A 12938-nucleotide genomic window follows, 5' to 3' on the forward strand; every position below is an offset into this window, starting at 1 on the left:
ACCCCGTAGGCTCCGCCGCATGACGACACGGATCGTGGTGGTCGGAGCCGCCCTGTTCGACGGCGACGGCGGCCGACTGCTCGCCGCGCGCCGCAGCGCACCCCCCGAACTGGCCGGGCGCTGGGAACTCCCCGGCGGCAAGGTCGAATCCGGCGAGAGCCCCGAGACCGCGCTGGTGCGCGAGCTGCGTGAGGAGCTCGGCGTCGACGCGGAGACCGTCGCGCGCGTCCCGGGCCAGTGGCCGCTGAAGCCGCCGTACGTCCTCCAGGTCTGGACGGCCCGGCTGCTCCCCGGCTCGGCGGAGCCCGAACCCCTTGAGGACCACGACGAACTGCGCTGGCTCGCCCCCGCCGACATCTGGACGGTCGACTGGCTCGACCAGGACGTGCCCGCCGTACGGGAGGCACTCGCGCTGCTCGACGCGGGAGCCCGCTGAAGTCGCCGTCTCCGCCCGTCCTGCCGCGGGGCGCGCTGAAGTCGTCGTAGGCCGGGACGGCGGAGCGTGCCGAACTCGTCGTACGCCGTTCGTGCCACAGTGCGCCCTTGGGGACGGTACCGGGCCCTGAATATCGGGTATGTGCCCATTAACCCCATGAAATCGGACATGGGTGAGCTGGCTGGCCCGGGATGTGATCGGCTTGATCGACACCGAAGGCGACTGCGCCGAGTGGACCTTTCCCGCGGACCCCGGAGCCGTTCGCACCGCACGCGCCGCCGTCCGCGGCCAGTTGCGGGACTGGGACCTCGACGCCCTCGCCGACATCGCGGCGCTGTTGGTCAGCGAGCTGGTGACCAACGCGCTGCGGCACGCCACCGGCCCCATCGGCGTCCGGCTGGTCAGGCCCGTCGGCCCGGCCGGTGTGCTGCTGGTCGAGGTCTCCGACCCGCTGCCCGATCCGCCCCGCGAGCGCGTCGCCCGCCCCGAGGACGAGAGCGGCCGGGGTCTCCAACTCGTCGCCGGCGCCTGCGTCCGCTGGGGCACCCGGCCCGGCGGGACGGGCAAGACCGTGTGGTTCGAGCTGGCCGTCCCCGGGTGAGTCCGGGCCGAACACAGCTGTACGAACCGGACAGTCGTGTCCATCGACTGGTTCAGGCCTGTGACGGTTGTCGATCGGCGTGGTTCGACTGCGTGTCCGCTGGTTAGAAGACTGGGAGTGTTGTCGCAGGCAGGTCCGAAATGCATCGGGATTGTCCTGTGATCGTGAACACCGTGTTGTGCGGCGCCGTAGTGCTGGATACTGCGGGCAGCCGCCCCCGGTGACCGGTGCCGGACGCGGTGAGCTGGAGGGGACGGTTCGCGTGAGCGAGATACCAGCGAAGGCCACGGAGTCCGAGGACCCGTCGGACCGCGCGAGGGCTGAGGCCGCGGGCTACATCGACGTGCCCGGAGGCGACGGAGTGTCCGCCGCCGACGTCATGTCGGGTGTGTCCGGCGGTGACGCGATGACCGTCGGCGACGCCATGTGGCAGAGCAGCCCACCCGGTTCGATCTACGACTACATCAAGGTCGCCTCCTTCTCCATAGGCCCCGACGGGCTCGTCGACCAGTGGAGCCTGCGGGCCGAGCAGTTGTTCGGCATCCCCACGGAGCGCGCGGTGGGCATGGATCCCATCGAGGCGTTCGTCGACCCCGAACTGCACGAGCGCGGCCAGCGGAAGATGGCCGAGATCCTGGACGGCCGGGAGTGGACCGGAGTGGTCCCCTTCAAGGTGCCGGAGACCGTGGACGGCGAGCCGGGCAAGGAGGGACTCGCCGAGGTCTACGTCATGCCGACCCGGACCGAGGAGGGCGAGCGGGCCGCCGTCTGCATCGTCGTCGACGTCCGCATCCTGCGTCGTATCGAGACCGATCTCGCCGCCTCGCAGTCGATATTCGGTCAATCTCCGTTCGGGTTCCTGCTGATCGACCCCGACCTGCGGGTCCGCCGGGCCAACCAGCAGATCGCCAACACCTTCGGCGGCAGCCCCGAGGACCACCGCGGCAACGGCGTCCAGGACTATCTCCAGAGCCCCGAGGCCGAGCGGGTCACCGCGACCCTGCGCCGGGTCCTGGAGACCGGCAACTCCATCACGGACATGCACGTCACCGGATTCGTGCCGGGTTCCGAAGAACGCCGCCACTGGTCCATCAACCTCTACCGCGTGCACAGCGGCAGCGGCCGCCCCATCGGCATCGCCTGGCTCGGCACCGACGTCACCGCCCGCCGCGCCGCCGCCCGCGAGGCCGCCTCCGCGCGGCGCAATCTCGCCCTTCTGAACGAGGCCGGCGCCCGCATCGGGAACTCCCTCGACCTGGAGACCACGGCCCGCGAACTCCTCGACGTCGTCGTCCCCGGCTTCTGCGACCTCGCGACCGTCGACCTCTACCAGGGCCTCCTGGCCGGCGACGAGACCCCGCCGGGCCGCGCCGACGGCAGCGCGGAACTCCGCCGGGTCGCCTTCGCCAGCGCGGTCTCGGACGCCCCCTTCGTGGGCGGCGGCGCCCCTGTCGCGGTCGGCGCGGTCCACCACTACCCCTTCAACTCGCCCTGCGCGGACGCCCTGCGCACCGCCCGCCCGCAGTACGTCCCCGCCGAGGAGGGCGGCCCGGTCCAGTCCACGCTGGCCGTGCCGATGGTCGCCCACGACACCGTCGTAGGACTCGCGCAGTTCGCCCGGACGAAGGGGAGCGAGCCGTTCGGGGACCGGGACCGGGATCTCGCGGTGGAGCTGGCGGCGCGGGCCGCCGTCTGTATCGACAACGCGCGGCTGTACCGGCGCGAGCACGAACGGGCGTTGATACTGCAGCGGTCCCTCCTCCCGCCCGGCGACCCGGAGGCCTCCGGCCTCGACATCGCCTGCCGCTATCTGCCCGGGAACGCGGCGACGGAGGTCGGCGGCGACTGGTTCGACGTCATCGAACTCCCCGGCCACCGCACGGCGTTGGTGGTGGGAGACGTGATGGGACGGGGTCTACGCGCGGCGGTGGCCATGGGTGAACTCCGCACGGCGGTACGGACATTGGCTCTCCTGGACTTGGAACCGGCCGAAGTGCTCTCTGCGTTGGACGAGATCGCCCGGGGCCTCGGCACACCGGGCGGAGTCCAGCAGGCGACGAGGGCGGCCCGCCGCCCCCGCGAGGCGGACCTGGCGGAGGTGTACCTCGCCACCTGTATCTACGCGGTCTACGACTCGGTGACCAGGCGCTGCACCTTCGCCAACGCGGGCCACCTCCCGCCGGTCCTGGTGGAACCGGGCGAGGCCGCGCTGATGTTGGATGTCCCTCCGGGCATGCCCCTAGGGGTCGGCGGCGAGCCCTTCGAGGAGGTGGAGGTCGAACTCCCCGAAGGCGCGCTGCTGGCGCTCTACACGGATGGACTGGTCGAATCCCGCGACCACCCGCTGGACGAGGGCCTCCAGGCGTTCGTGGGCGCGCTGACCGACCCGGCGACGCGCAACTCGTCCGACGACCACCCCCACGCCAAGGCGGCCCTGAACGCGGAGACCCACCGCGACCTGGAGGACGTCTGCGACCACGTCCTCAGCACCCTCGACACCCACCACGGCGAGGACGACATCGCGCTCCTCATGGCCCGCGTCCAGGGCCTGCCCGAGGACTCGGTCGGCGACTGGACGCTGCCGCGCGAACCCCGCAGCGTGGGCCGCGCCCGCGAGTACGCCCGCGCCCGCCTCCAGTCCTGGGACCTCGAACCCCTCATCGACACGGCCGAGTTGCTGGTCAGCGAGCTGGTGACGAACGCGCTGCGGTACGGCGAGGGTGAGATCAGGCTGCGGTTGCTGCTGGACCGCACGCTGGTGTGCGAGGTCTGGGACGCGGGCCTGGTCCAGCCGCGCCGCCGCCGCGCCCGCGACACGGACGAGGGCGGCCGGGGGTTGCAGCTGGTCGGCCTGCTGTCGGCGGCGTGGGGCTCACGCCGGACGCCGCGCGGCAAGACGGTGTGGTTCGAACTGCCGTTGCCGGACGGGGAGAACGGGTTGGTGGATCCGGCGGAGGCGTTGCTGAGCCTGTTCTGACGGCGGCGACGGCTCTGGCGGCTCCGAGGAGTTCTCATTGACCTGGCTGCTCTGCCGGCTTCGGCTGTTCTGGGGCGGCCGGGTGCTGTGCCGGCTGCGGCTGTTCTGAGTCGGCCGGGTGCTGTGCAGGCTTGCGGCGATGGCTGCTGATGCCTGCCAACTGCCCCTACCGGCCGCGGTGTTCTACGTCGGCGGGAGCGCGCGGCGCTTTCGTGTGGCCGGTCCGCCGAAGGTGAGGGGTGGGCCGCCGTCCGGGTCCTCGCCGAGGAGGATTCCGCCGAGGACCGCCCCGCCGACCCCGCTCGTGTGCTCGTCGGCGGTACCGGCGTACGGGTTCCCGTGCACACGGACGTCCTGCTCGGCCAACTCCCTTGCCTCCAGCGCGGGTTCGTCGGCTGAGGCGGGGTCGGTGTTGAGCAGCAGCTCCGCCTCGGCCAGCCGGGTCCGGGCTTCTACGCCCACGGCACCCCGGTGCGTCGCCACGAAACCGTCCGCCGAACCGACGTCGTTCCGCGTGACGAGCCACGCCGCTGCCCCGAGGACTCCGTCACGTGCCCCGCCCAGCGGCAACATGGCCTGGACGATGCGGCGGAGGGCGTCGAGAGGGTCGTGGGAGTGGGCATGGTCGTGGGCGTGGTTGCGGTCGCCGGTGAGTTCTTCCCGTACGGCGGCGAGGGTGGTGTGGGCGTGGGTGAGGTGGGTGTGGAGCGGCCCTGTCGCGGACGCGGCGGTATCGGTCGTTCTGGCTGTCGCCCTTGCGATGTGGGATTCGGCGCCGGTGAGTGTGGCGGGTACCAACTCCGCTGCGGTGGCGAGTGAGTTGGCGAGCCGGTCGATGTCGTTCAGGAGGACGTCGGCCTGACTGATGGCGCCCTCGGCGGCGCGGAGGGAACGTACGGCTTCGCCGGTATGCCCCAAGTCGGCAGCTTGGCGGCCCTGGTTGAGGTGGGTGGTGGCGAACACGAGCCGGTCCTTGGCCTGTTCGACGTACCCGGTGACGGTGGTGGTCGCGGTCGAGGCCGCGGGTGCCGGGTAGCGGGCGTGCAGGTCGGTGAGGGTGGCGTCGACGCTCCCGGTACGGGCGGCCAGTTCGCGGAACCGGGTCTCCGCGATGCCGAGCGCTTCGTTCATCTCCCGCTCCAACGCCCGGAGTTGATCGAAGGCGGGTGCTTCGGCGTCCAACCGCCGCCCGGCCTCGGCACACCGTCCGACGATGCCGGCGAGGGCTTGCCGCCGGGCGGCTTCCTCTTTCGGTTCCGGGACGCCTCGGTCGTAGCGCAGGCGTATCGCGAAGGCGGCGGAGAGTTCACGCTCGGCGTCCCGCAGGGCCCGTACGAACGGTTCGACGGCCGCCGCCCCGAACCGGGCCTCGGCGAAGGCGAGTTCCTCACGGCTGGTGCGCAGGCAGTCGTCGGCCTGGACGAGGGCGGCACCGGCTTGGCGTTCGAGGACGGGGAGCGGGGTGACGGGCGGTTGGGTTGACACGACACCGGCACCGACACCTACACCGGGAGTCGTACGGGTACGGGCCCTACGGGTACGCCGCACATACCCGTACCCCGCGAGTACGCCGACGCCGCCGAGGGCGACGAGGGGGAGGACGAGGTCGGCGCCGGAGGTCGTCCCCTCGGCCTCCTGCTGCCCGTGTCCGCCCGCACCGGCGACGGGCCCACCCCGGGCGGCCGCAACCGGAACCTCCGCGTTGATCGTCATCACCGGCAACACCAACCACACGACCCCGACCGCCCCACCCAGCACGGCATGCCCCACCCGCACGGATATGTGAGAGCTCCCGCGCCGCGGCCGGCCCCGTATCAAGGATGACGTCACATTTCGGAGCGTATGAGCAGGATTGCGGGCGCGCGACCGGGGTGGGGCGTGGGGGTGGGTGGGGGTGTGTGAGGTGCGATGTGTACGGCTATGGGGAGGGGTGGCGCGGGATGGGGCTGGGTCGTGTAGGGGGTTCGGGGTCGGGTTCGGGTCTGGGGTCGAGTTCGGGTCTGGGGTCGGAGTCGGGGATGAGTTCGGGGCGAGGGGGTGTGGGGGAAGGGGAACCGGAGACCGGGAGGCGCGGCCGGAGCGAAGTGGCGGACGCGCCTGCGGCGGCGGACGCGCCTGCGGCGGCGGACGCGCCTGCGGCGGCGGATTCAGCTGAGGTCGCCGACGGTGGCGTACCCCCACAAGGGCCACCCGCACCCGACGACGAAAGCAGTACGGGTGGGCGGGGTGGGAAAACCAAGTGGGTTCGGCGGAGCCTCGTCGCGCTGGTGCTTGCCCTGTTGCTGCCTGCCCTCGGTGCCGAGATCGCCCTGCGCGTGAACTACGCCGGTGAGCCGGCCGACGGCACGTACACCCGGGGGCAGGACGCGATCTGGCTGGGGCACGCCTGGGTGGACGGGCGTAAGACCGACGCGGACATGGCAGCGCTGGCCAGGCGGCTCAAAAGCACCGGTATCCGGGACCTGTACGTCCATTCAGGCCCCCTGGAGCACGACGGCACCCTTCCGGAGTCGGACTACCCGAGGGCGGCGTGGCTGATCGAGTCGGTGCACAGGGAGCTGCCCGGGGTCCGGGTGCAGGCCTGGCTGGGTGACAAGCTCGCCACCGAGAGCCCGGACGGCCTGCGCCTGCAGAACCCCGCGACCCGTACCGCCATCGTCACCTCGACCCGCCAGATCCTCGCCGCCGGCTTCGAGGGCGCCCACTTCGACCTGGAACCCCTCCACTCCGGCGACGCGAACTACCTCGACCTCCTCGACAGACTCCACGAGGTCACCCAGGCCCAAAACGCCCAACTCTCCGTCGCCGCCCACCAGATCGACCCGCTCCCCGCCTTCCACTCCTTCTGGGGCACCGTCACCAACCACCCCAAGTGGTGGTCGCAGGCGTACTTCGGCCAGGTCGCCCGCCGCGTGGACCAGATCGCCGTCATGTCGTACGACACGATGCAACCCCTGCAGAGCCTCTACGGCGGCTACGTCGCCCAGCAGACCTCGCTCGCCCTGGAGGTCACCCCGGACGACACCGACCTCCTCATGGGCCTGCCCTTCTACCACGAGAACCGCTTCGGACACCGCGGCGCCGCCGAGACCGTCCCCGCCGCCGTACGCGGCGTCCGCCTGGGCCTGTCCCGCACGGACGCGCACCGTACGAACTTCGGCGTCGCCCTGTACGTCGACTTCGCGGCGACGGAGGCGGACTGGACGGCGTACCGGGAGGGCTGGGTGCGCTGAGCACCCGCGCTCAAGTGCCGTAAAACAGCGTGCCGTTCACAGCCAGCGGTGCGATGATCCGTCGAGCCTGAAGGGGGTGGGCGATGATGTGGACGGCACTTGGCGCGCTGGCCTGTGCGCTGCTGGCGGTACCCGGAGCGATCGCGCTGACGACCGGCTGGCTGCCACCGAAGCTGCGGGTCGCTGTCGTACGGCCGAAGTTGTGGGGATACGGCGGACTGCTGTCGGCCGTGGGTCTGACGACGGAGATGTCCCTGAGCGTGCTGGCACCCGCAGAGCAACTCATCGACTTCTTCGGCCCGTTGGGCTTCGCCCTGCTGCTCCTCGGCTTCCTGCTCCAGTCCCGCGCCCGCCGCCCCGCAGCCCTGTGAAGGCCATCCGTAAGACCCTCACCCCCACCGACCTGGCCCCGTTCGCCCGCGCCCTCGGCCACACCCTGAACGACGTGACCCGACTCCGGGGCGGTTCGAAGAAGGGCGTCTACCGCCTCGCCTTCCCGGACCGTTCGACCGCCGTGGCCTACGTCTGGTCCCCGGACGAGGACCTCTGGGACGTGGGCCCCGGCGACCCCCGCGACCCCTTCTCCCACGCCTCCGGGCTCGACCTGTTCACCGCCGCGGCCGACCGCCTCGCCGCAGCCGGCGTCCGCGCCCCCCGACTCCTCCACGCCGACCCCACGCACACCCACCTCCCGGCGGACGTGGCGATCGTCGAGGACCTCCCGGGCGGCACCCTGGAGGACCTGCTGGACGGCGACCTGCCCGCCGTATCAAAGACAGAGGCGCTGAAGCGGACGGCGGCCCTGCTCGACACCCTGCACGCGTGCACGGGCCCGCGCTTCGGGAAGGTCGCGGTCGTGGACAACGGCGGTTCCTCGTACGGCGGTTCGTGCGAGGCGGTCGTAGCCGAACGAGCCCTGAGCGACCTCGACGAACTACCGGCACGCGACCCACGAGCAGCAGCCGCCCACCCCCAACTGTCCGATGCGCTACGGACGTTGGCCTCCCAAGTCCGACCCCGCACCGGACCCCCCACCCTCATCCACGGCGAACTCGGCCCCGACCACGTCCGCGTGACCCCGGACGGCGACCTCGCCCTCATCGACATCGAGGGCCTGATGTACTTCGACGCCGAGTGGGAACACGCCTTCCTCCACCTGCGCTTCGGCCCCCACTACGACGCCCTGCGCACCGAAGACACCGACGGCGCCGAAGACACCGAAGAGACCGACGGCGCCGAAGACACCGACGGCCTCGACGCCGACCGCCTGCGCCTCTACCGCCTGGCGATGCACCTCTCCCTCGTGGCGGGCCCCCTACGCCTCCTGGACGTCGGGGACTTCCACGACCCGGAGTTCATGCGCGGCATCGCGGAACACAACCTCCGGCAGGCGCTGTCCTTCGTGGAGCGGACATGAGCGGCGCCGGAGTGGGCATGGCAGTGCTGCTGATAGCCGTTCTCGCCGGTGTCGGCGCCGGGGCGATCACGCGCGGCTGGACCCCGCTCGTCCGCCGGAACCGCATCGCGCGCCCCCGGTTGTGGGGCTACGGCATCCTGGTCAGTGCCGCGGGCCTGGCCGGGCTGATCTACTTCGGCCCCTACTCGAGCCCCGACTCGCTCGGACCCCTCGCGGTGGCCGGCACGTGCGTCGCGATCGCCGGGATCGTCGTCCAGCAGGTCGCCGCGAGGCCCGCGAAGCCTAGGAAGAACGCCTCCTGATCTTCGACCCCAGCCACACCAGCGGGTCGTACTTGCGGTCAACTGCCCTTTCCTTCAAGGGGATCAGCGCGTTGTCCGTGATGTGGATGCCCTCGGGGCAGACCTCGGTGCAGCACTTGGTGATGTTGCAGTAGCCGAGGCCGTGTTCGTCCTGGGCGGTCTTCTTGCGGTCGAGGCCGCTCTCGGCCGCCGCGTCCAGCGGATGCATGTCCAACTCCGCGACCCGCATGAGGAATCGGGGACCGGCGAACGCCGTCTTGTTCTCCTCGTGGTCGCGCACGACATGGCAGGTGTCCTGGCACAGGAAGCACTCGATGCACTTGCGGAACTCCTGCGAGCGGTCGACGTCCTCCTGCATCATCCGGTACTCGCCGAGACCCACGCCCTCCGGCGGGACGAACGCCGGAACCTCCCTGGCCTTCTGGTAGTTGAAGCCGACGTCCGTGACGAGGTCGCGGACGACGGGGAAGGCGCGCAGCGGTGTGACGGTGATCGTCTCCTCGCGGGTGAACGTCGACATGCGGGTCATGCACATCAGCCGGGGGCGGCCGTTGATCTCCGCCGAGCACGAACCGCATTTGCCCGCCTTGCAGTTCCAGCGCACGGCGAGGTCGGAGGCCTGGGTGGCCTGGATGCGGTGGATGATGTCGAGGATCACCTCGCCGTCGTTGACCTCGACCTTGTAGTCCTCCAGGCCGCCGCCCTCGACGTCCCCCCGCCACACCTTGAAGCGGGCCTCGTAGCTGCTCACTCGTAGAGCTCCTCTTCGGCGAGGTACTTGACCAGCTCTTCCTTCTCGAAGAGGGCGAGCAGGTCGGCGCGGATGGGTTCGGTCGTCTCGCGGGTCAGGCTGATCTGGCCGGACACGGGGTCCGCGGCCGCCAACCCGCCGTTGGGGTGGGTCAGTTGGCAGATCAGGTTGATGCGGCGCCAGTCGCGGTTCATGCCGGGGTGGTCCTCGCGGGTGTGTCCGCCGCGCGACTCGGTGCGCTCCAGCGCGGCCCGGGCCACGCACTCGCTGACCAGCAGCATGTTCCGCAGGTCCAGCGCGAGATGCCAGCCTGGATTGAACTGCCGGTGGCCCTCGACTCCCGCACGGCGGGCCCGTACTCGAAGATCGGCGAGCTTCTCCAGCGCCTGTTCCATCTCGCCCTCGCGGCGGATGATGCCGACGAGGTCGTTCATGGTCTGCTGGAGTTCCTGGTGGAGGGTGTACGGGTTCTCGGGCGGGCGGCCGTTCTCCTGCCCGGGTTCCGGGCCCTCCGCCGAGAACGGGCGCAGCGCCTCCGCCGCCGCCAGGTCGACCTCGGTGTCGTCCACGAGAGGGCGGCTGTCCGCCAGGTCGGCCGCGTGGTCCGCCGCGTGCCAGCCCGCCCGGCGGCCGAACACCAGCAGGTCGGACAGGGAGTTGCCGCCCAGCCGGTTGGAGCCGTGCATGCCGCCGGCCACCTCACCGGCCGCGAACAGGCCCTCCACTCCGCGTGCCGCCGCGGTGTCCGAGTCGACCGCGATGCCGCCCATCACGTAGTGACAGGTCGGCCCGACCTCCATCGCCTCGGCGGTGATGTCGACGTCGGCCAACTCCTTGAACTGGTGGTACATGGACGGGAGTCGGCGCCGGATGACCTCCGCCGGCATCCGCGTCGACACGTCCAGGAAGACCCCGCCGTGCGGTGAGCCGCGGCCCGCCTTCACCTCGGAGTTGATGGCCCGGGCGACCTCGTCGCGGGGGAGCAGTTCGGGGGGACGGCGGTTGGTGTCGGGGTCCTCGTACCAGCGGTCGCCCTCGGCCTCCGACTCGGCGTACTTCTCCTTGAAGACGTCGGGGATGTAGTCGAACATGAAGCGTTTGCCATCCGAGTTGCGCAGCACCCCGCCGTCGCCGCGCACCGACTCGGTGACGAGGATGCCCTTCACGGACGGCGGCCAGACCATGCCGGTCGGGTGGAACTGCACGAACTCCATGTTCAGCAACGGCGCCCCGGCGAGCAGCGCCAGTGCGTGCCCGTCGCCCGTGTACTCCCACGAATTCGACGTCACCTTGAAGGACTTACCGATCCCGCCCGTCGCGATCACCACGGAAGGTGCTTCGAGGACCATGAAGCGGCCGGTCTCGCGCTCGTAGGCGAAGACGCCTGAAACCCGGCTGCCGTCTTTCAACACCCTTGTGACCGTGCACTCCTGATAGACCTTCAGACGGGACTCGTAGTCGCCGGTCTCCTTGAAGTCCTCCTGCTGGAGCGACACGATCTTCTGCTGGAGCGTGCGGATCAGCTCAAGTCCCGTGCGGTCGCCGACGTGGGCGAGGCGCGGGTACTCGTGGCCGCCGAAGTTCCGCTGGGAGATCCTGCCGTCCTTCGTGCGGTCGAAGAGGGCGCCCCAGGTCTCCAACTCCCATACCCGGTCCGGTGCTTCCTTCGCGTGCAGCTCGGACATGCGCCACTGGTTGAGGAACTTGCCGCCGCGCAGGGTGTCGCGGAAGTGGACCTGCCAGTTGTCGTGCTCGTTGACGTTGGCCATCGCCGCCGCGATGCCGCCCTCGGCCATCACCGTATGGGCCTTGCCGAACAGCGACTTGCAGATCACCGCCGTACGGGCACCGCGCTCGCGCGCCTCGATGGCGGCCCGCAGACCGGCGCCACCGGCACCGACCACGACGACGTCCCACTCCTGTCGCTCGACCACGGACATATCAGAAGAACCTCGGATCGTTGAAAGCGCCGGAGGCGACCAGGTACACGTAGAAGTCGGCAGCCGCGACGCTGATCAACGACGCCCAGGCCAGCTGCATGTGACGGTTGTTCAGCTTCCCGACGAACTTCCACGCCTTGTAGCGCACGGGATGCCTGGAGAAGTGCTTGAGCTTGCCGCCGACGATGTGCCGGCAGGAGTGGCAGGACAGGGTGTACGCCCAGATCAGCACGATGTTGGCCACGAAGACGAGGGTGCCCAGGCCCATGTGGCCCCAGTGGTAGTGCTCGTCGCGGAAGGTCAGCACGGTGTCGTACGTCAACGTGCCCGCCACCAGGAGCGCCGCGTAGAAGAAGTACCGGTGGACGTTCTGGAGGATGAGCGGGAAGCGGGTCTCGCCGCTGTACTTCTTGTGCGGCTCGGCCACCGCGCAGGCCGGGGGCGAGGCCCAGAAGCCCCGGTAGTAGGCCTTGCGGTAGTAGTAGCAGGTCAGGCGGAAGCCGAGCGGGAAGATCAGGATGATGATGGCGGGGGAGATGCCCCACCAGCTCCCGAAGAGGTCGGCGTTCGGGCCGGCGTGCATGGTTCTGCACCGGTCGGCCAGACAGGGCGAGTAGAACGGCGAGACATAGGGCGCCGCGTAGTAGTTCGAGTCCGCGAAGGCCCGCCAGGTCGAGTAGACGACGAAGGCCAGCAGTCCGGCGGCGGTGACGGCCGGGGCCAGCCACCAGCGGTCGGTCCGCAGATGCGGGGCGTCGATCGCGGCGCGCGTCCCGGTGTGGACGCCGCCGCTCTTCGGTTGGGGTTCCGTACCAGTGGCCAAGTCAGGACTCCGGTCGGTTCAGGGTGCGTGGCGGTGATGGGCGCCGAGTCCTTCGTCGTCCGTATCCGTCCACAGGGTGTTGTCGTAGGGGGTGTCGGAGATGGGGACGAGATCGGGGCGCCGGGGGCGCTCGATCCCTGGTGCGGCGTCGCGCAGCAGCGCGACGCTCTCGCGCAGCCGGTCGGCGTCGGCCTTGACCCTGCGCATTTCCAGGCCGCCGCTGCCGAATTGCTGTTCCAGCCGTCCCACCGACCTGAAGAGGTCTTCGAGACAGCGCTGGACTGACGTCAGTTCGTCGTGCACGGACATGACGTGACCTCGCTTCCGCGGGTGTCGACCCTGGACGGCAACGTTCATGCGCCTGCGAGTGTTGCGCGCCACACCTACCGGTGGGAAGCGGTGTGCACGGATTGGCCGGGGTGCGTTGGTGTGTACGGGGGCAGATTCGACCATTGCGC

General features: G+C 70.5%; 12 protein-coding genes. 7 read left to right on the forward strand and 5 right to left on the reverse strand.

Annotated features, from left to right (window positions below; translation table 11 throughout):
• Positions 1-19: 19 nt before the first annotated feature.
• The 3 genes from R2B38_RS27380 to R2B38_RS27390 all read left to right on the forward strand — a co-directional run bounded on the left by R2B38_RS27380 (position 20) and on the right by R2B38_RS27390 (position 4014).
• On the forward strand, positions 20-436 hold the full coding sequence (locus R2B38_RS27380) for a (deoxy)nucleoside triphosphate pyrophosphohydrolase (RefSeq protein WP_318018630.1): 417 nt from the start codon (positions 20-22) through the stop codon (positions 434-436).
• Between the two features lie 193 nt (positions 437-629).
• Positions 630-1037, forward strand: coding sequence for an ATP-binding protein (locus tag R2B38_RS27385; RefSeq protein WP_411978585.1), 408 nt, complete (start codon positions 630-632; stop codon positions 1035-1037).
• A 262-nt stretch (positions 1038-1299) separates the two neighbouring features.
• Positions 1300-4014 carry a SpoIIE family protein phosphatase gene (locus R2B38_RS27390; protein ID WP_318018632.1) on the forward strand — a complete coding sequence of 905 codons (2715 nt, stop codon included), beginning with the start codon at positions 1300-1302 and terminating at the stop codon, positions 4012-4014.
• Between the two features lie 183 nt (positions 4015-4197).
• Here R2B38_RS27390 and R2B38_RS27395 read toward each other — a convergent pair whose 3' ends face one another.
• Entirely contained in the window at positions 4198-5727 is a 1530-nt protein-coding gene (locus tag R2B38_RS27395) for a hypothetical protein (protein WP_318018633.1), read from the reverse strand.
• Between the two features lie 305 nt (positions 5728-6032).
• Between R2B38_RS27395 and R2B38_RS27400 the strand changes: the two genes are divergently transcribed.
• From R2B38_RS27400 to R2B38_RS27415, 4 genes are all read left to right on the forward strand, one after another.
• Complete coding sequence (locus tag R2B38_RS27400) at positions 6033-7247, forward strand: hypothetical protein (RefSeq protein ID WP_411978500.1); 1215 nt, start codon at positions 6033-6035, stop codon at positions 7245-7247.
• A gap of 83 nt (positions 7248-7330) precedes the next feature.
• Positions 7331-7618, forward strand: coding sequence for a hypothetical protein (locus R2B38_RS27405; protein WP_318018635.1), 288 nt, complete (start codon positions 7331-7333; stop codon positions 7616-7618).
• A complete protein-coding gene (locus R2B38_RS27410) occupies positions 7615-8664 on the forward strand; it encodes a phosphotransferase family protein (RefSeq protein WP_318018636.1) in 1050 nt (349 codons plus the stop codon). The genes R2B38_RS27405 and R2B38_RS27410 overlap by 4 nt, the downstream gene beginning before the upstream one ends.
• A complete protein-coding gene (locus R2B38_RS27415; protein ID WP_318018637.1) occupies positions 8661-8966 on the forward strand; it encodes a hypothetical protein in 306 nt (101 codons plus the stop codon). The genes R2B38_RS27410 and R2B38_RS27415 overlap by 4 nt, the downstream gene beginning before the upstream one ends.
• Here R2B38_RS27415 and R2B38_RS27420 read toward each other — a convergent pair.
• The 4 genes from R2B38_RS27420 to R2B38_RS27435 are packed head-to-tail and all read right to left on the reverse strand — an operon-like array spanning position 8947 to position 12789.
• Positions 8947-9717: a succinate dehydrogenase/fumarate reductase iron-sulfur subunit gene (locus R2B38_RS27420; protein WP_318018638.1), complete on the reverse strand. Its 771-nt coding sequence runs from the start codon at positions 9715-9717 to the stop codon at positions 8947-8949. The two genes, R2B38_RS27415 and R2B38_RS27420, sit on opposite strands and share 20 nt — an antisense overlap.
• Positions 9714-11657: a fumarate reductase/succinate dehydrogenase flavoprotein subunit gene (locus tag R2B38_RS27425; RefSeq protein WP_318018639.1), complete on the reverse strand. Its 1944-nt coding sequence runs from the start codon at positions 11655-11657 to the stop codon at positions 9714-9716. Before R2B38_RS27425 ends, R2B38_RS27420 begins: the two co-directional genes overlap by 4 nt.
• A 1-nt stretch (position 11658) precedes the next feature.
• Positions 11659-12480, reverse strand: a complete 822-nt coding sequence (locus R2B38_RS27430) for a hypothetical protein (protein ID WP_318018640.1) — start codon at positions 12478-12480, stop codon at positions 11659-11661.
• An 18-nt stretch (positions 12481-12498) separates the two neighbouring features.
• Positions 12499-12789, reverse strand: coding sequence for a hypothetical protein (locus R2B38_RS27435; protein ID WP_318018641.1), 291 nt, complete (start codon positions 12787-12789; stop codon positions 12499-12501).
• Positions 12790-12938 lie beyond the last annotated feature (149 nt).

This window comes from Streptomyces sp. N50, from assembly GCF_033335955.1.
Lineage (GTDB): Bacteria > Actinomycetota > Actinomycetes > Streptomycetales > Streptomycetaceae > Streptomyces.

Excerpts from the sequence above, each read along its gene's own strand:
- R2B38_RS27415 (WP_318018637.1), top strand. The coding sequence starts at position 8,661 with ATGAGCGGCGCCGGAGTGGGCATGGCAGTGCTGCTGATAGCCGTTCTC.
- R2B38_RS27380 (WP_318018630.1), top strand. The coding sequence starts at position 20 with ATGACGACACGGATCGTGGTGGTCGGAGCCGCCCTGTTCGACGGCGAC.
- R2B38_RS27405 (WP_318018635.1), top strand. The coding sequence starts at position 7,331 with ATGATGTGGACGGCACTTGGCGCGCTGGCCTGTGCGCTGCTGGCGGTA.
- R2B38_RS27395 (WP_318018633.1), bottom strand. The coding sequence starts at position 5,727 with ATGACGATCAACGCGGAGGTTCCGGTTGCGGCCGCCCGGGGTGGGCCC.
- R2B38_RS27400 (WP_411978500.1), top strand. The coding sequence starts at position 6,033 with ATGAGTTCGGGGCGAGGGGGTGTGGGGGAAGGGGAACCGGAGACCGGG.
- R2B38_RS27435 (WP_318018641.1), bottom strand. The coding sequence starts at position 12,789 with ATGTCCGTGCACGACGAACTGACGTCAGTCCAGCGCTGTCTCGAAGAC.
- R2B38_RS27425 (WP_318018639.1), bottom strand. The coding sequence starts at position 11,657 with ATGTCCGTGGTCGAGCGACAGGAGTGGGACGTCGTCGTGGTCGGTGCC.